The sequence below is a fragment of the Amnibacterium kyonggiense genome, assembly GCF_004364555.1.
In the GTDB taxonomy this organism is placed as follows: Bacteria; Actinomycetota; Actinomycetes; order Actinomycetales; family Microbacteriaceae; genus Amnibacterium; species Amnibacterium kyonggiense.
In genome coordinates, this window is sequence record NZ_SOAM01000001.1 from 609,611 (window position 1) to 625,960 (window position 16,350).

The window sequence follows — 16,350 nt, forward strand, 5'->3', positions numbered from 1 at the left end:
GCGGTCCGCAGGCGGATCGCGCGACGCCACCGCCACCGCTCGAGGGACGCCCGGAGGAGGATCGGGCCGTGGAGGTGACGTTGCGGCCGCTCACCCGCGCCGACCTCGCCCTGCTCGGGACCTGGCTCCGCGAGCCGCTCGTGGCCGAGTGGTGGCACGACGATCCGAATCCTGCGGCGCTCGAACGGCAGTACGGGCCCTCGATCGACGGCCGCGACCCGACCGTCCTGCGCATGGGCGAGGTCGACGGCGTCGCGGCCGGGTTCGTGCAGTGGTACCGCTGGGCCGATGAGCCCGACTGGGCCGCCGAGCTCGCGCCGTTCCTCCGGATCCCGGACGACGCCTGGAGTCTCGACTACCTGGTCGGAGAGCCGACGCTCCGCCGGCGCGGCATCGGGACCGCGCTCGTCCGCGCGGCCCTCGAGCGGATCGGCCCGGCGCCGGTGGTCGTGCCGGTGCAGGCGGGGAACGCGGGGTCGATCGCCCTCCTGCGGCGCGCGGGGTTCGCCGTCGTCGCGCACGCGGACCTCGAGCCGGACAACCCCGCGCACGGCCGCGACCACGTCGTGCTCGCGCGGGCCTGATCCTCAGGCGGGGACGCGGGCTCGGACGAGCGGCGGCTCGACCGCGAGCAGCAGCAGCGCCGCAGCCGCGAACACGGCGCCGACGAGGGGGAGGCCGGCGAGGCCCACGACCGCGAGCAGCGCCCCGCCGGCGGACGAGCCCGCCATGATGCCGACGTTGAATGCCGTGGAGGTGCCGCCGGCGGCGACGTCCGTCGAACCCGGGGCGACCGTCAGCACGCGGGTGCTCAGGCCCGTCGTGAACGCCGACATCCCGCCGGCGATGAGCGCGAGCCCGACCGTCGCGACCAGCGGCTGCTCCCGCCCCGCCCACTGCACGAGGAGCCCGACGACGAGCAGCGCCGTGGCGGCCAGCATGACGCGCCGCGGATGCCGGTCGATGAACCGGCCCGACACGAGCACGGCGAGCAGTCCGGCGGCGCCGCGCACGAGCAGGACGGCGCTGACGGCGCCGGGCGACACACGGCTGACGTCGATGAGGAACGGCGTCACGTAGGTGAACGCGAGGAGCGACCCCGTCGCGACGAGGACGGTGGCCGCGACGAGCACCGCGTAGCGCGGGCCGCTCGGCTCGCTCCCGGTCGCGGCGAGGTCCTCCGCCCGCGCGACCCGGGGCAGCGCCGCCGCGGCGACGGCCAGCGCGACCGCCGCCAGGACGGCCGCTCCGCCGAACGCGGCGCGCCAGTCGACGGCCTCCCCGATCAGGGTGCCGAGCGGGACGCCGACGACCACGCCGATCGACTGCCCCGCGAAGACCGCGGCGAGCGCCCGGCCTCGGGCACCGGGCCGGGCGAGGGAGGCCGCCGTCGGTCCGACCACGGCCCAGAACAGCGCGTGGCTCAGCGCGGCGATCACCCGCGCGGCGACGAGCACGCCGAACGCCGGCGCGAGCGCGCTGCCGAGGTTCGCGACGACGAGCAGGCCCAGGAGGAGCAGCAGCTGCGCCCGGCGGGGCACCCGAGCGGTCAGGCGGGCGAGCGGCACCGTCGCGACGACCACGACCAGCGCGTACGCGCCGACGAGCAGCCCGACCGTCGCCGCGTCGACGGAGAACGCGCGCGCGATCCCCGGCAGCACGCCGATCGGCAGCGTCTCCGTGGTGACGTAGGTGAAGGTGGCGATCGCGAGCGCCCCGAGGGCGAGCGCGCGCCGCCGTGCCTCCGCCGTCACGCGCGACCCCCGGTCCTCGGCGACGCCCGCCGGTGCGGAGGGAGGCTACGCGCCGTCCCCGACAGGCCGCCGACGTCGGGGGATCGCCCAGCCGTCGATGGGAGAACTGCGGCATGCGCTACCGCGAGGACGCCCGGCTCGACACCTCGGACGTGCAGGACCGCCGCGGCGGCGGCGGCCGCGCGATCGCGCTCGGCGGCGGCGGCCTCGGCGTCGTCGGCGTCGTCGTCGTGCTCCTGCTCCAGCTGCTCGGCGGGGGCGGTGGAGGAGGAGGCGGCACGGCCGGCGGCGACCCGAACGCGCTCGGCCCGATCCTCGACGGGCTCGGATCGGGGGAGACGGCCTCCGGCGACGAGCTGAAGCAGGCCTGCACGACGGGGAAGGACGCGAACTCGCGCACCGAGTGCGCGGTCGTCGCCGACATCGAGTCGATCCAGGACTACTGGGCGGGGCGGCTCGGCGACCGCTACCAGCGCTCGGACACCGTCTTCTTCAGCGGCGCCACCGACACCGGCTGCGGCTCGGCCACGAGCGGCGTCGGCCCGTTCTACTGCCCCGCGGACCGGCTCGTGTACATCGACCTGTCCTTCTACGACGAGCTGAGGACGAAGTTCGGCGCCGAGGGCGGGCTGTTCGTCGACGCGTACGTGCTCGCCCACGAGTACGGGCACCACGTCCAGGACCTCCTCGGCACGGACGGGCGCGTGCAGCAGGGCGACACCGGCCCCACGAGCGGCAGCGTCCGGCTCGAGCTGCAGGCCGACTGCTACGCGGGCACCTGGGCGAAGCACGCGACGACGGTGCCGTCGGACGGCGGCGCGCCGCTGATCGAGCAGATCACGCAGGACGACGTCGACCGGGCGCTCGACACCGCGGGACGCATCGGTGACGACTTCATCCAGCGCGAGCTCGGGAACGGGACGGTCGACGAGCAGTCGTTCACGCACGGGACGTCCGCGCAGCGCCGCCAGTGGTTCACGACCGGCTACGAGGCGGGCGACCCGAACCGCTGCGACACCTTCGCCCGGGGCGCGCTCGGCTGATCCGACCGCGCCACCCCCGCCCAGGTGCCCCCCTTCCGGGGGGAGCGGGCGTGGCGCGCCGGGGCGGCGAGGCGCCGCGCCCGCATGATGGCCCTCACACGGGCGTCGCGCAGGACGCGCTCCCCGTGCACGCCCGGCGGAGCCGGGGTCACCGACGGTCGCGGCGGAGCCGCAGCAGATCGCGCCACCGAAGTGGACGGAGTCCCGTGCGACGACTCGCGCTCGGCCGGACCGCGTCCGCCATCGCCGTGCCGCTCGGCCTGGTGGCGATCATCATGCTGCTCGTCGTGCCGATCCCGGCATGGCTGCTCGACCTGCTGATCACCGTGAACATCCTGTTCGCGCTCGTGATCCTGCTGACGACGATGTTCGCGAAGAAGCCCCTCGACTTCTCCGTCTTCCCGTCGCTGCTGCTCATCGCGACGCTCTTCCGCCTCGGGCTCAACGTCGCCTCCACCCGCCTCGTGCTCGGCCAGGGCTACGCGGGGGAGGTCATCCACGCGTTCGGCTCGGTCGCGGTCGGCGGCTCCATGGTCATCGGCGCGGTCGTCTTCGTGATCCTCGTCGTCATCCAGTTCGTCGTCGTCACGAAGGGCGCGGAGCGCGTCGCCGAGGTCGGCGCGCGCTTCACCCTCGACGCGATGCCCGGCAAGCAGATGGCGATCGACGCCGACCTGAACTCCGGCCTCATCACCGAGGACGAGGCGCGCCGCCGCCGCAAGGAGGTCAGCGCGGAGGCCGACTTCTACGGCGCGATGGACGGTGCGTCGAAGTTCGTCAAGGGCGACGCGATCGCCGGCATCGTCATCGTCCTGGTGAACGTGCTCGGCGGCATCATCATGGGCGTCCTGATCCACGGCCAGCAGATCCTGGACGCGGTCAACACCTACACGCTGCTCACGATCGGCGACGGCCTCACCGCGCAGATCCCGGCCCTGCTCATGGCCGTCTCCACGGGCATGATCGTGACGCGGTCGAACTCGGAGAGCGAACTCGGCCAGGACGCGGGCAAGCAGCTCACGCAGTCGCGGCTCGCGCTGATGATCGCGGGCGTCGCCGCCTGCCTCATGGCGCTCATCCCGGGCATGCCGATGATCCCGTTCATCCTCGTCGGCGGCACCCTGATCTTCGTCTCCACCCGACTCCGCCGCGCCGAGCAGAACAAGGAGAAGGAGGCGGCGCTCGCCGAGGTCGCCGCGAAGCAGCAGGCGCCCGCCTCCGACACCCCGGAGGAGCTCATGGAGCAGATGCGCGTGCACGCGCTCGAGGTGCAGCTCTCCCCGGACCTCGTCGACCTCGTCTCCGGCGTCAGCGACGACCTGCTCGCACGGGTCAAGGCGCTGCGCCGCCGCATCGCGATGGAGTACGGCGTCGTCGTGCCGCCGGTGCGGACGCGCGACAGCGTCGACCTGCCGCCGTCGACCTATGTCATCCGCGTCGCCGGCGTCGAGATGGGCCGGGGCCTCGCTCCGGTCGGCAAGGTGCTCGCGCTCGGCGACCACCTCGACGCGCTGCCCGGCACGCCGACGGTCGAGCCGGTCTTCCAGCTGGCGGGCAAGTGGATCCCGGCGGAGCTGCGGCACGCCGCGGAGACCACGGGCGCGACGGTGATCGACCGCGGCTCCGTGCTCGTCACCCACCTCTCGAGCGTCATCACCGACAACGCGGGCCGCCTCCTGTCCCGGGAGGACGTCCGCGTCCTCACCGAGGGCGTCAAGCGCTTCAGCCCCGCGCTCGTCGAGGAGCTCGTGCCCGGCCTGCTCACGCTCGCCGAGATCCACCGCGTCCTGCAGGGCCTGCTCGCGGAGAAGGTGCCGATCAACGACCTCGCCCGCATCTACGAGGCGCTCTCCCTGCGGGCGAAGGTGTCGACCGACCCCGAGGGGCTCATCGAGGCCGCCCGCGGCGCGCTCGGGCCGGTGCTCGTGTCGCCGCACCTCGACGAGCGCACCCTGCGCGTCGTGATGATCGACCCGCAGCTCGAGCAGGGGATGCTCGAGAACCTCCGGCCCTCCGAGCTCGGGACCCAGATCCTCATCTCGCCGGACATGATCACGCGCATCGTGGAGTCGCTGCGCACCGCCGTGCAAGCCGCGGAGATGCGCGGCTGGTCGCCCGTGCTCGTGTGCGCGCCCGCCCTGCGCCCGGCGATACGCCGTCTCGTCGCACCGCAGACGAACGGCCTGCCCGTGCTGTCGTACCAGGAGGTGACGTCGGCCGACGTCACCATCGAGACCGTTGGAGTGGTTCGTGCCCTCGATTCGATTCCGGCTTGAGAAGCCGACCCTGACTGGTCTCGCCGCCCGCGTCGCGGCGGAGTTCGGTCCGGAGGCGCGGATCCTCGACACCGAGGAGTCCATCGTCGGCGGCATCGCCGGCCTCTTCGGCAAGCGGGTGATCGACGTGACGGTCGAGCTGCCCGACCGGGCCGCCCCGGAGGGCGCGCACGAGTTCTCCATGCGGTCCCGCGTCGGGCTCGCCGCGCTGCTCGACGACGCCGACGCCGCGGACCTCGGGCCGGCGTCCGCCTACGGCGACGACCCGTGGATGGTGCCCGCGCCCCCGGCGCAGGTCTCGACGCAGGGCGGCGACTTCGCCTCGGTGCTCGATGCGCTGCGCATCGACGTCGAGCCGGGCGAGACCGGGGGAGGCACACCCGCGCGTCCCCTCCGCCGCACGACGGCCGCCGCGCAGCCCCAGCACTTCACGCAGCTGCGGCCGCAGCGCCCTGCCGCCCCGCCCGCCCCGATGCGCGCGGTCACCGCCTCCGTGCCGGTCCGGGCGCTCGAGGCGCCGTCCGCCCGGCACGTCCCGGTCGCCCCCGCGGCTCCGGCCGAGCCGACGCCCGCGGAGGTCGCCGCCGTGCAGCAGTACGTGTGGGCGACGAGCACCCCGCGGTCGCGCATGGGCCGCACGACCCCGGGGGCGCCGCCGCCGCAGCGCACCCGCGCCGGCGACCTCCTGCTGCTCGTCGGCATCGGCGACGACGCGATGCACGTCGCGAAGTCGCTGCGCGACCGCATGCAGCGGGGCTACGTCTGCGACGGCGGGACGCTCGAGGGCAACACCCGGCGTCGGGTCGACGACCGCCGCGGCGCCGTCGCCGCTCGCGCGTACGGGGTGCGGAGCGACCAGCCGGTGATCGTCGCCTACGGCGTCGGCCGCGGCCCGATGGCCGAGGAGGAGCTCGAGCAGCTGCTCTCCATCGACAGCGACCAGTCCTGGCTCGTCGTCGACGCCGCGAAGGACGCGGAGGAGACGCTCGAGTGGACCGGGCGCCTGCGGGGCCGGCTCCAGGTCGACGCGGTCGCGAGCCTCCGCGCGCAGCGGGGCGTGCAGCACGAGGCGCTCGCCGCCATCGGCCTCCCCGAGGCCTACCGCGAGCTCGCCGGCTGATCCCGATCCTTTGTTTCGGAGGACGCCGCGTCCTACGAAACGAAGAATGCTGCGGACTAGGCTCGCGGCGTGCTGGTGCTCACGCGGAAGAAGGGTGAGCGCGTGATGATCGGCGACGACATCGTCGTCACCGTCATCGACGTCCGGGGCGACGGCGTCCGCATCGGGTTCGACGCCCCGCGCGGCGTCAGCATCCAGCGCGCGGAGGTCGTCTCCGCGGTGCAGGAGGCGAACACCGGCGCTGCGGCCTCCGCCGCGCAGTCCGCCGACCTGCTCGTCGGCCTGCTCAACCGGGCGCGCAAGGCCGAGGCGGAGCGGTCCGAGCCCGCGGCCGAGGCCCCCGCGCCGCCGACGCCGCCCGCCCCGCGCACGCCTCCTGGGCCCGCACCGAAGCCGACCCCGCCCAAGCCCCGCGGCTGACGCGGCGCGGCCGGCCGGCCTCGATCGACGCGCCGTCGATCCGAGCTGCGTCAGGCCGGCAGCGGGCCGCCCTGCTCGTCGATCAGGCGCAGGAGGTGCCGCACGACGCCGTCGCCGCTCGCCCGGATGCCGTCGTGCTGCCACTCGTTCGTGACCCACGTTCGCACGTTCCCGACCTCCTGCGCGGTCGCGAGCGACAGCCCGGCGTCGACGTAGAGGTCGTCGAAGTAGACGACCGCCGCCAGCGGCACCTCGTTCGCGGCGAGCCGCGCGCGGTCGAACAGCGGCGTCCAGTCCGTCTTCGCCGCGAGCACGTCGACGGCCGGCGCGAACGGCCGCAGCAGTCGGATGTCGTCGAACATCCACCGGAACATCGCCTCGCCCGTGAGCCGGAGCGGCCGCGCGTCCGCCGCGAACTCCGGGTGCCGCGCATGCTCGGCGTCCGCCGCCCACGCGGTCGCGCCGGTCTCGGGCGCGCCGTAGAGGGGCTCCTGCAGCGCGGCCCAGAGGGGGCCGTCCGCGAAGTCGGTCGCCGACTGCACCTGCGCGAGGAAGGTGTCCGACAGCCCCCCGTCGGACGCGGTGAACGCCTCGTCGACCGTCCAGTGCACCTCCTCGAACCCGTGCTGCATGCCGAACGCGTTCCCGAGGAACTGGAGCCGCGGCACCGTGAGCCGGTCGCCGTCCGGGAGGCGCACCTCCTCCGCCGTGACGAGGTCGGCGATCCGTCCGAGCACGACCGCGTCGTCCGGGAACCGCTGCTCGTAGACCCGGTTCTTCGCGAGCATCCGCGGGTACGTCCGCCGGTACACCTCCGCCGCGTCGGGGACGAGGGCGCCGAGTCCGCCGGTGACGAGGCAGGCCGTGAGCGCCTCGGGCGCGAGCGACAGGTAGGTGAGCGTGAGCCAGCCGCCGTAGCTCTGCCCGATCGTCGCCCAGCGGCGCCCGCCGAAGTCGGTGGCCCGGAGGTGCTCCGCGTCGCGCACGATCGAGTCCGCGCGGAAGCGCTCGAGGAAGCGCGCGCCCTCCTCCCCGGTGGCGAACGCGCGCATCCGCGCGGCGTCCACCCGCGAGCTGCGGCCCGTGCCGCGCTGGTCCAGCAGCACGAGCCGGTACCGCTCGAGCAGCGCGCCGAGCCAGCCGCTCGCGTCGTTCGGGCGGGGGCCCTTCCCGCCCGGCCCGCCCTGCAGGTAGAGCATCAGCGGGAGGTCCTCGTCGCGACGGTGCGCCGCGACGATCTCGCGGGCGAAGACGGAGAGCCGCTCGGGGCCGGGGGAGTCCCAGTCGAGCGGCACCCCGACCTCGTGCTCGCGCACGTGCAGGCCCTGCATCGTGTACTCGGCGGTGATCACGGGATCGATCCTCGTCCTGGTGGTCTCGAGGCTCGCTGCGCTCGCACCTCGACCAGCGGGGGAGGGCTCGCTGCGCTCGCACCTCGACCCGCACGGTGGTTGAGCCGGGCGCCCGGCGCCCGTGCCGGAACCACGCCCCGTGCACCCCTCGCACGACCGGGACCCCGCCCGCCAGGATGTGCTGGTGAGCGGAGTCGGCGGCGTCGGGGCCCGCGGCGCGCTCGGCGGCGTCGGGGCCCGCGGCGCGCTCGGCGTCGTCGGCGTGCTGGTGGTCGTCGAGTTCGCCTCCGGCGTCCTTCAGGGCTACTACGTCCCGCAGCTCACGGACATCGCCCGAGCGCTGGACATCGCGGACGCGGACGTCAACTGGCTCGAGGGCGGGCAGCTCGCGCTCTCCGTCGTCGCCCTGCCGATCCTCGCGAAGCTCGGCGACCTCGTCGGCCATCGCCGGATGCTGCTCGTCGCGCTCGCGGTCACCGCCGTCGCGAGCCTCGGCCTCGCCTTCGCGACGACCTTCCCGGTCTTCCTGACGCTGTGGGCGGTCCAGGGCGTCTACGGCGCGTGGCTGCCGCTCGAGATCGCGCTGATCGCCCACCGGGCGAGGACGAGGGAGGACCCGCAGGCGACGACGCGCGCCGGAGCGGGGGTCGTCGTCGCGGCGCTCGAGGCGGGCGCCATCGCCGGTGCGCTGGCCGGCGGCTCCGCGCAGGCGCTGCTCGGCTCGCTCCGCGCGGCCCTGCTCGTCCCGGGCGTGCTCGTCGTCGTCGCGTTACTCGCGGTGCTGATCGGCGTCCGCAGCACGGGGGAGCGGGCGCCCGGGCGGCTCGACGGGCGCGGCGCCGTGCTGCTCGGTTCGGCGCTGGCGGTGCTGACCGGGGCGCTCAGCCTCCTCCGGCTCCAGCCGGGGTCCGGGCTCGGCTGGGGCGTCCTCCTCCTCGGGCTGGTGCTCCTCGCGGTGTTCGTGCTCGTCGAGCGGCGCGTCGACGACCCGCTCATCGACATGCGGGTGCTCGCCCGGCCCGCGGTGTGGCCGATCCAGCTCGCGGCCCTGCTCTTCGGCGTGAGCGTGCTCGGCGCGCAGGGGCCGCTGTCGACGTTCGTCCGCACCGATCCGGCCGCCGTCGGCTACGGGCTCGGCCTGAGCTCCGGGATGCTGTCGGTCGTCATCGGCGCCTACGTGCTCGCACTCCTGGTCGGTGCCCTCCTCCTCGGTCCCGTCTCGCGCCTCGCGGGCACGCTCCCGACGCTCATCGCGGGCTCCACGATCGTCGCGGTCGGCTACCTCGCGCTCGTGCCGTTCCACGCCTCGCTCGCGGAGGTGCTCGTCGCGATGGTGATCGCGGGCCTCGGCTCCGGGACGCTCGTCGCCGCGCTGCCCGCGGCGGCCGCCGCCGTCGCGCCGGCGGGCCGCACGGCGGTCGCCACCGGGCTCACGAACACCGGCAAATCGCTGGGCGGCGCGTTCGCCTCGTGCGGCTTCGCGATCGCCCTCGCGACCGGCGCACCCGCCGGCGGCACCGCGGGCAGCTACGCCGGCTACCTCACCGTCTGGGCCGTGTGCGGCGGCACGGCGCTCGTCGGCGCGGTCGCGCTCCTCGTCGTCCCGGCCGCGGCCTTCCCGAAGCGGGCGGCCGCATGACCCCAGCCGACCGCCTCGCCGCCCTCATCCGCATCCCGACCGTCTCGGACGCCGCGACCCGGGACGAGGCCGCATTCGTCGCCTTCCGCGCGACGCTCGCCGAGCTCTACCCGCTCCTCCACGAGCGCCTGGAGCGCGCGGAGGTCGCAGGCGGCGCGCTCCACCTCGTCTGGCGGGGCGGGACCGCCGCGCCGGTCGTGCTCATGGCGCACCACGACGTCGTCCCCGTCGCGGACCAGCCCTGGCACCGCGACCCGTTCGGCGGCGAGGTCGTCGACGGCGTCCTCCACGGCCGGGGAGCGCTCGACGACAAGGGACCGCTCGTCGCGGTGCTGGAGGCGGTCGAGGGCCTCCTCGCCGAGGGGTTCGTCCCCGCGGGCGACGTCCACGTCGTGTCCGGGCACGACGAGGAGGTCCGCGGCTCTGGTGCGCAGGCGATCGCGCAGACGCTGCGGGCGCAGGGGGTGCGGCCGGCGCTCGTCCTGGACGAGGGCGGCGCGGTCGTCGAGGGCATCGTCCCCGGCGTCGCGGGCCGCCTCGCGATGATCGGGCTCACCGAGCGCGGCACCGCGGAGGTGCGGCTCACCGTGCGGTCGTCGGGCGGCCACGCCGCGGTCCCGCCGCGCCGGCAGGCCGCCGTGCGACTCGCGACGGCGCTGACGCGGATCGAGCGGCACCCCTTCCCCGCCCGCAGCAACGCCGCGATCGTCGCGATGGCCGCTGCGCTCGCGCCCCGGCTGCCGGCGCCCGTCGGTGCGGTCCTCCGCTCGCGCACGTCCGCGCCGCTCGTCGCCCGGCTGCTCGGCGCCCTCGGCGGCGTCACCGGCGCACTCGTGCGCACCACGGTCGCCGTCACCCGCATCCGCGCGGGGGAGGCCGCGAACGTCCTGGCCGCGGAGGGCACCGCCGAGCTGAACGTCCGCATCGCGCCCGGCGACGACGTGCAGGGCGTGCTCGCCCGGCTGCGGCGCATCGTGCGCGACCCGGCCGTCGAGGTCGAGCTGATCGCCGGCGACGAGCCCGCGCCGCTGTCGCGCGCGCACGGGCCGGCGTGGGACCGCGTCGCCGCCGCGGTCGCTGCGGCCTACCCGGACGCCCTCCCGGTGCCGTACGTCATGGTGCAGGCGAGCGACGCCCGCCACTTCTCGGGACTGGGCGCGGACGTCTACCGCTTCATGCCGTTCGCGATCACCGCGGAGGAGCTCGCGGCCATCCACGGCGCCGACGAGCGGGTCTCCGTGGCGGCGCTGGACGCGGCGATCGCCTTCCACCGCGCCCTCCTCACCGCCGGCTGACGGCCCCTTCGCCCGGCCACCGAATCGGACCCGCCGATCCCGAATCGGCTGCGCGAGGGCATGGCCCGACACCTGCCCCCTGCACTGGGGCGCCTCCCTTTGGGTATTCCTGGCCGTGCAGGCCGTTTCCTAGCCTGAGGTCCCCGGGAGGACTCCGGGACCCGACGCCGCACGGCGTCGTGCGGAAGGAGCGAGCATGTCGATCATCACGCCGAACGGCGCGAACGTCTTCGGCGCGCCCTTCGTGGAGATCCTCGAGTACCCGATCGACCGCGAAGCGGCGGTCAGCGTCTCGGCCAATCTCTGCCGGCGCCACAAGCTGCTTCCCATCGGGCGCGAGGGCGGGACGCTCATCGTCGCGATGGCGGACCCGAACGACATCCTTGCCCTCGACGACGTCTCCGCCGCCACCCGGCTCCGCATCCGTCCCGTGCTCGTGGACGCGAAGGACCTCGCGACCGCGATCGACCGCTACCACCGCGCGGACGACGAGCTCACGGACCTCTCGAACGCGCTGCAGGACCAGAGCGAGCTCACCTCCGTCGACCAGGTCGCCGAGGACGAGGACGACGCGCCGATCGTCCGGTTCGTGAACCTGCTCATCTCGCAGGCGATCCAGGACCGCGCCTCCGACATCCACATCGAGCCCGGCGAGGGCTCGCTCCGCGTCCGGTACCGCATCGACGGCGTGCTGAAGGAGGTGCAGTCGGTCTCGAGCTCCATCCAGAGCGGCGTGCTCTCCCGCCTGAAGATCATGGCCGAGCTCGACATCTCGGAGCGTCGCAAGCCGCAGGACGGCCGCATCTCGGTCATGCACCAGGGGCGGAAGATCGACCTCCGCGTCGCGACCCTGCCGACCGTCTACGGCGAGAAGATCGTCATGCGGATCCTGGACTCGTCCGGGTCCGCCAAGAACATCGCGGACCTGAACATGATGGGCCGCAACTTCGAGGCCTTCAAGAACGCGTACTCGCGCCCGAACGGCATGATCCTCGTCACCGGTCCCACGGGGTCCGGCAAGTCGACGACGCTCTACACGGCGATCCAGGAGGTCGCGAAGCCGACCGTCAACGTGATCACGGTCGAGGACCCGGTGGAGTACCGGATGGCCGGCATCAACCAGGTGCAGATCAACGCGAAGGCCGGGCTCACGTTCGCGTCCGCGCTGCGCTCCATCCTGCGGTCCGACCCCGACGTCGTGCTGATCGGTGAGATCCGCGACCACGAGACCGCGCAGATCGCCGTCGAGGCCGCCCTCACCGGCCACCTCGTCATGTCGACCCTGCACACGAACGACGCGCCGTCCGCGGTGACGCGCCTCGTCGAGATGGGCATCGAGCCCTACCTCGTCGGCTCCGCGCTCGTCGGCGTCGTCGCCCAGCGCCTCGCGCGCCGGCTCTGCGACAAGTGCAAGCAGCCCACCACCTACGACGAGGACTACCTCGCGCGCATCGGCCTGCTGATCGAGGAGGACGAGGAGGTCTTCGTGCCCGTCGGCTGCTCGCACTGCGCGAACACCGGCTACCGCGGCCGCATCGCGATCCACGAGGTCATGACCGTGACCGAGGAGATCGAGCGCCTCACCGTCCAGCGCTCCTCCGCCAGCGAGATCAGCCGCACCGCCCTGCAGCAGGGGATGCTCTCGCTCCGCATGGACGGCTGGAACAAGGTCTGCGCCGGCCTCACCTCGATCGAAGAAGTCCTCCGCGTCGCCGTCTAGCGACCGGCCCACCGCTCCACCCGAACCGACTGGAATCCCCGTGAACGCCACCAGCACCGCCGATCCGATCACCCTGCTGAACCGCGCGCTCGCCCACGTGGTCGAGCAGGGCGGCTCGGACCTCCACATCGCCGCCGGGCGCACGCCGGCCGTGCGCCTGCGCGGCGCGCTGCAGCCGGTCGACGCGGTCGGCGTGTGGGACCACGACGACGTCGAGCGCATCCTCTCGGCCGCGATGACCGAGAAGCAGCGGAAGACCTTCGTGGAGGAGCTCGAGCTCGACTTCGCGTACACGCTCTCCGCCGAGAGCCGCTTCCGCGTGAACGTCTACCAGCAGCGCGAGCACTGGGGCGCGGCCTTCCGGCTCATCCCGACCGAGATCAAGACGCTCGAGCAGCTCGGCCTGCCCGAGTCGATCGGCGAGTTCGCCGACCTCCCCCGTGGCCTGGTGCTCGTCACCGGCCCGACCGGTTCCGGCAAGTCGACGACCCTCGCCGCGCTGATCGACCGCGCGAACGAGACCCGCGCCGACCACATCATGACGGTCGAGGACCCGATCGAGTTCGTGCACCAGAGCAAGCGCTCCCTGGTGAACCAGCGCGAGGTCGGCGCCGACACGCAGAGCTTCGAGGCCGCCCTCAAGCACGTCCTGCGTCAGGACCCGGACATCATCCTGCTCGGCGAGCTCCGGGACCTCGAGTCGATCTCGGTCGCGCTGACCGCCGCGGAGACCGGCCACCTCGTGTTCGCGACCCTGCACACCTCGGACGCCCCGCAGTCGATCGATCGCATCGTCGACGTGTTCCCCGCGTTCCAGCAGCAGCAGGTGCGCATGCAGCTCTCGCTCGTGCTCCAGGGTGTCGTCTGCCAGACGCTCGTCCCCACCGCGGACGGCAAGGGCCGCACGGTCGCCGTCGAGGTCCTCAAGATCACGCCGGCCGTCGGCAACCTGATCCGCGGCGCGAAGACGAGCCAGATCGTGACCGCGATGCAGACGGGTTCCTCGCTCGGCATGCAGACGATGGACCAGCACCTCGCGGCGCTCGTATCGGACGGCACCATCACGCTCGAGGCGGCCGAGGGCAAGGCCCACGACGTCGAGACGATGCGCCAGCTCGTGACGACGCCGCGCTTCGCGCAGCAGTCGAACGACTTCTTCAGCATGGGCTCGATGGCCGCTCCGACCGGCATGGGCGGCTTCTGATGGCCGGCTCCGCCGTCGCGCAGAAGGGCGGCGCCCGGGCGGCGAACAAGGAGTTCGCCTATCGCGCGCGGAACGCCGAGGGCAAGATCGTCAAGGGGGCCTTCGACGTGCCGACCGAGGCGGCCGCGGCGAGCCGATTGCTCAGCATGGGCCTGTCGCCGGTCAGCATCGCGGAGAAGGAGGTGGGGTCCGGCCTCAACAAGGAGATCTCCCTCGGCTTCCTCTCCAAGGGCATCAAGACCACCCATCTCGCGGTCGCGACCCGTCAGCTCGCCACGATGACGAACTCCGGCCTCGCGCTCCTCCGCGCCGTCACGGTGGTCGCGGACCAGACCGAGAACGAGAAGCTGCAGGCGCTGCTCCATGACGTGGCTCGCGACATCGAGACGGGCAACTCGTTCTCCGACTCCCTCGCGAAGCACAAGGAGATCCCGCTCATCATGGTGAGCATGCTGCGCGCCGGTGAGGCGGGCGGCTTCCTGGACATCGCGCTGGCGGCCGTCGCGACGACCTTCGAGAAGGAGGCGAAGCTCAAGGCGACCATCAAGTCCGCGATGACCTATCCGGCCGCGGTCCTCGGGATCGCCGTCATCGCGGTCGTCGCGATGCTGCTGTTCATCGTTCCCATCTTCAAGAAGATGTTCGAAGGCTTCGGCAAGGCGCTTCCGCTGCCGACGCAGATCCTGGTCGACATCTCCGACAACATGGTGTGGATCATCCCCACCGCCATCGTGCTCATCGTCACGCTCACGGCACTGTGGCGGGCGAAGAAGGACGCGGACGCGGTCCGACGCGTCGTGCACCCCCTGCTGCTCAAGTTCCCGATCTTCGGGCCGCTCATGGGCAAGGTCGCCATCTCCCGCTTCGCGCGCAACCTCGCCAACATGACGCACGCCGGGGTGCCCCTGCTCCGCGCATTGCAGATCGTCGGTCAGGCGTCCGGCAACTGGGTCATCGAGCAGACCGCGAACCGCGTTGCCGAGTCGATCCGCCTCGGCGGCTCGATGGCGGAGCCGCTCTCTGAGGAGAAGATCTTCCCCGCGATGGTCGTGCAGATGGTGGCCGTCGGCGAGGAGTCCGGCTCTGTCGATGTGATGCTCGGCAAGGTCGCGGACTTCTACGACGACGAGATCGAGGCAACCTCCGCCGCACTGACCTCGCTCATCGAGCCACTGCTCATCTGCGTCCTCGGTGTCGTCGTGGGAGGCATGGTCGTCGCCCTGTACATGCCGATCTTCAGCATCGCCAGCGCCGTCCACTGAGCAGGGTCGCAATGGGAGACGCGCGGCACCGCCGCGACAGGTTCGACGCAGGGTTCACCCTGATCGAGCTCGTCGTCGTCATCATGATCATCGGGATCCTCGTCGGCGTCTCGGCGCCGAGCTACGTCGGGCTCGTGAAGGGCGTGCGGGAATCCGCGACCCAAGCCGACCTCGGGAGCGATCGATCGGCGCTCGTCGCTTACGGGATCGACAGCAACGGCGTCTTCCCGCAGAAGTCGAACCTGGACACGTCGACCGGATCCCTGCTCGCCGGCTACGGGTGGCAGAAGTCGATGGAAACGCAGCAGCTCGACTACTTCCCGAGCGTCACGAGGACCAGCTGGTGCCTGCAGGGCACGAGCGTCACGGGCACCGTCTTCCGTGTTTCCCCGCGGAATCCCACACTTGCGGGCACCTGCTCCGCGCTCGGTGAATCGAACTACTAGCGCTTTCGTGCCGCCCGAGACGCACACCCCCCGTTCCGTCACCGGAACGGGGGGTGTTTCGTTCGTGCGCGGGCGTGTCGGCCGGCTTCATCCTCGGAGTGCGGAGATCGAAGGGGTCCCGTGCAATGAGGCACCGAAATGCGTGCACCCCGGCCTGGGGGCATTTCTTTTTTGAAATACCCCCGCTCGGGGTCTGCTATTCCCTTTTCCATTTCCATATCTTTTGGATATGGCCTTTCCGGCGTATCCGGGACGGCTGCTCCACCACTCCACATCCTGAAACGGAAAACGAACCCGTCATGTCCATCACCACCGCCCTTTCGGCCCGACGCGACGCCCTGCGCGACCGCGAGGCCGGCTTCACGCTCATCGAGCTCCTGGTCGTCGTCCTGATCATCGGCATCCTCGCCGCGATCGCGATCCCGGTGTACCTCGGTGTGCAGAACAACGCGAAGGACACCGCCGTCAAGTCGGACCTCGTCAACATGAAGACGGCGCTCATCGCCGTCTCCGCCAACAACTCCGGCGGCGCCGTCACGAACGTGGCTCAGAGCGCGATCACCGCTCCGCTCACCGCGACCGCGACGGTCACCGGTGCGACGAGCCAGCAGGACCTCGTCGCTCTCGGCTGGTCGCGCAGCAGCCAGGAGAAGGTCAACCCCTTCTTCTCCGCGGGTAACACCACCGCCACCGCCGGCAAGTGGTGCCTCGCCGCGCAGAGCGTCACGGGCAACATCTTCACCGTCACCTCGGGCGGCTCGGTCACGCAGTCGACCGGCACCACCCTCACCTGCACGGTCGGCTGACCTCAGCCGCCGC

14 protein-coding genes are annotated in these 16,350 nt (G+C 72.8%); 12 read left to right on the forward strand and 2 right to left on the reverse strand.

Going from position 1 to position 16,350, the window contains the following annotated elements; translation table 11 throughout:
* Positions 1 to 68: 68 nt before the first annotated feature.
* A complete protein-coding gene (locus CLV52_RS03175; protein WP_133764777.1) occupies positions 69 to 584 on the forward strand; it encodes a GNAT family N-acetyltransferase in 516 nt (171 codons plus the stop codon).
* A gap of 3 nt (positions 585 to 587) precedes the next feature.
* Here CLV52_RS03175 and CLV52_RS03180 read toward each other — a convergent pair whose 3' ends face one another.
* Entirely contained in the window at positions 588 to 1,754 is a 1,167-nt protein-coding gene (locus tag CLV52_RS03180) for an MFS transporter (protein WP_133764779.1), read from the reverse strand.
* Positions 1,755 to 1,867: 113 nt separating this feature from the next.
* Between CLV52_RS03180 and ypfJ the strand changes: the two genes are divergently transcribed.
* The 4 genes from ypfJ to csrA all read left to right on the forward strand — a co-directional run bounded on the left by ypfJ (position 1,868) and on the right by csrA (position 6,613).
* Complete coding sequence (ypfJ, locus tag CLV52_RS03185) at positions 1,868 to 2,797, forward strand: KPN_02809 family neutral zinc metallopeptidase (RefSeq protein WP_133764782.1); 930 nt, start codon at positions 1,868 to 1,870, stop codon at positions 2,795 to 2,797.
* Between the two features lie 275 nt (positions 2,798 to 3,072).
* Positions 3,073 to 5,073, forward strand: a complete 2,001-nt coding sequence (locus CLV52_RS03190) for a flagellar biosynthesis protein FlhA (RefSeq protein ID WP_211342643.1) — start codon at positions 3,073 to 3,075, stop codon at positions 5,071 to 5,073.
* Positions 5,048 to 6,193 carry a hypothetical protein gene (locus tag CLV52_RS03195; protein WP_133764786.1) on the forward strand — a complete coding sequence of 382 codons (1,146 nt, stop codon included), beginning with the start codon at positions 5,048 to 5,050 and terminating at the stop codon, positions 6,191 to 6,193. The genes CLV52_RS03190 and CLV52_RS03195 overlap by 26 nt, the downstream gene beginning before the upstream one ends.
* A 69-nt stretch (positions 6,194 to 6,262) precedes the next feature.
* Positions 6,263 to 6,613, forward strand: a complete 351-nt coding sequence (gene csrA, locus CLV52_RS03200) for a carbon storage regulator CsrA (RefSeq protein WP_133764788.1) — start codon at positions 6,263 to 6,265, stop codon at positions 6,611 to 6,613.
* A 50-nt stretch (positions 6,614 to 6,663) separates the two neighbouring features.
* Here csrA and CLV52_RS03205 read toward each other — a convergent pair whose 3' ends face one another.
* Positions 6,664 to 7,965 (reverse strand): alpha/beta fold hydrolase, encoded by a 1,302-nt coding sequence (locus CLV52_RS03205; RefSeq protein WP_246017937.1) that lies wholly within the window; start codon positions 7,963 to 7,965, stop codon positions 6,664 to 6,666.
* 184 nt (positions 7,966 to 8,149) lie between these two features.
* Between CLV52_RS03205 and CLV52_RS03210 the strand changes: the two genes are divergently transcribed.
* The 7 genes from CLV52_RS03210 (at position 8,150) to CLV52_RS19020 (ending at position 16,337) form a co-directional block, all read left to right on the forward strand.
* Positions 8,150 to 9,604: an MFS transporter gene (locus tag CLV52_RS03210; RefSeq protein WP_133764790.1), complete on the forward strand. Its 1,455-nt coding sequence runs from the start codon at positions 8,150 to 8,152 to the stop codon at positions 9,602 to 9,604.
* Positions 9,601 to 10,899, forward strand: a complete 1,299-nt coding sequence (locus CLV52_RS03215; RefSeq protein WP_133764792.1) for a M20/M25/M40 family metallo-hydrolase — start codon at positions 9,601 to 9,603, stop codon at positions 10,897 to 10,899. The genes CLV52_RS03210 and CLV52_RS03215 overlap by 4 nt, the downstream gene beginning before the upstream one ends.
* A 196-nt stretch (positions 10,900 to 11,095) precedes the next feature.
* The gene (locus CLV52_RS03220) at positions 11,096 to 12,619 is read left to right on the forward strand and encodes a GspE/PulE family protein (protein WP_133764794.1); all 1,524 of its coding nucleotides are present in this window, start codon (positions 11,096 to 11,098) and stop codon (positions 12,617 to 12,619) included.
* A 40-nt stretch (positions 12,620 to 12,659) separates the two neighbouring features.
* Positions 12,660 to 13,823 (forward strand): type IV pilus twitching motility protein PilT, encoded by a 1,164-nt coding sequence (locus CLV52_RS03225; RefSeq protein WP_281276042.1) that lies wholly within the window; start codon positions 12,660 to 12,662, stop codon positions 13,821 to 13,823.
* Positions 13,823 to 15,085, forward strand: coding sequence for a type II secretion system F family protein (locus CLV52_RS03230; RefSeq protein ID WP_133764796.1), 1,263 nt, complete (start codon positions 13,823 to 13,825; stop codon positions 15,083 to 15,085). The genes CLV52_RS03225 and CLV52_RS03230 overlap by 1 nt, the downstream gene beginning before the upstream one ends.
* Before the next feature lie 11 nt (positions 15,086 to 15,096).
* Complete coding sequence (locus CLV52_RS03235; RefSeq protein ID WP_133764799.1) at positions 15,097 to 15,531, forward strand: type II secretion system protein; 435 nt, start codon at positions 15,097 to 15,099, stop codon at positions 15,529 to 15,531.
* A 299-nt stretch (positions 15,532 to 15,830) separates the two neighbouring features.
* On the forward strand, positions 15,831 to 16,337 hold the full coding sequence (locus tag CLV52_RS19020) for a type II secretion system protein (RefSeq protein WP_211342593.1): 507 nt from the start codon (positions 15,831 to 15,833) through the stop codon (positions 16,335 to 16,337).
* Positions 16,338 to 16,350 lie beyond the last annotated feature (13 nt).

Bases quoted from the DNA above. Each gene is read 5' to 3' on its own strand.
- CLV52_RS19020 (WP_211342593.1), top strand. From the start codon at position 15,831: ATGTCCATCACCACCGCCCTTTCGGCCCGACGCGACGCCCTGCGCGAC.
- ypfJ (WP_133764782.1), top strand. From the start codon at position 1,868: ATGCGCTACCGCGAGGACGCCCGGCTCGACACCTCGGACGTGCAGGAC.
- CLV52_RS03230 (WP_133764796.1), top strand. From the start codon at position 13,823: ATGGCCGGCTCCGCCGTCGCGCAGAAGGGCGGCGCCCGGGCGGCGAAC.
- CLV52_RS03235 (WP_133764799.1), top strand. From the start codon at position 15,097: ATGGGAGACGCGCGGCACCGCCGCGACAGGTTCGACGCAGGGTTCACC.
- CLV52_RS03215 (WP_133764792.1), top strand. From the start codon at position 9,601: ATGACCCCAGCCGACCGCCTCGCCGCCCTCATCCGCATCCCGACCGTC.
- CLV52_RS03220 (WP_133764794.1), top strand. From the start codon at position 11,096: ATGTCGATCATCACGCCGAACGGCGCGAACGTCTTCGGCGCGCCCTTC.
- CLV52_RS03190 (WP_211342643.1), top strand. From the start codon at position 3,073: ATGCTGCTCGTCGTGCCGATCCCGGCATGGCTGCTCGACCTGCTGATC.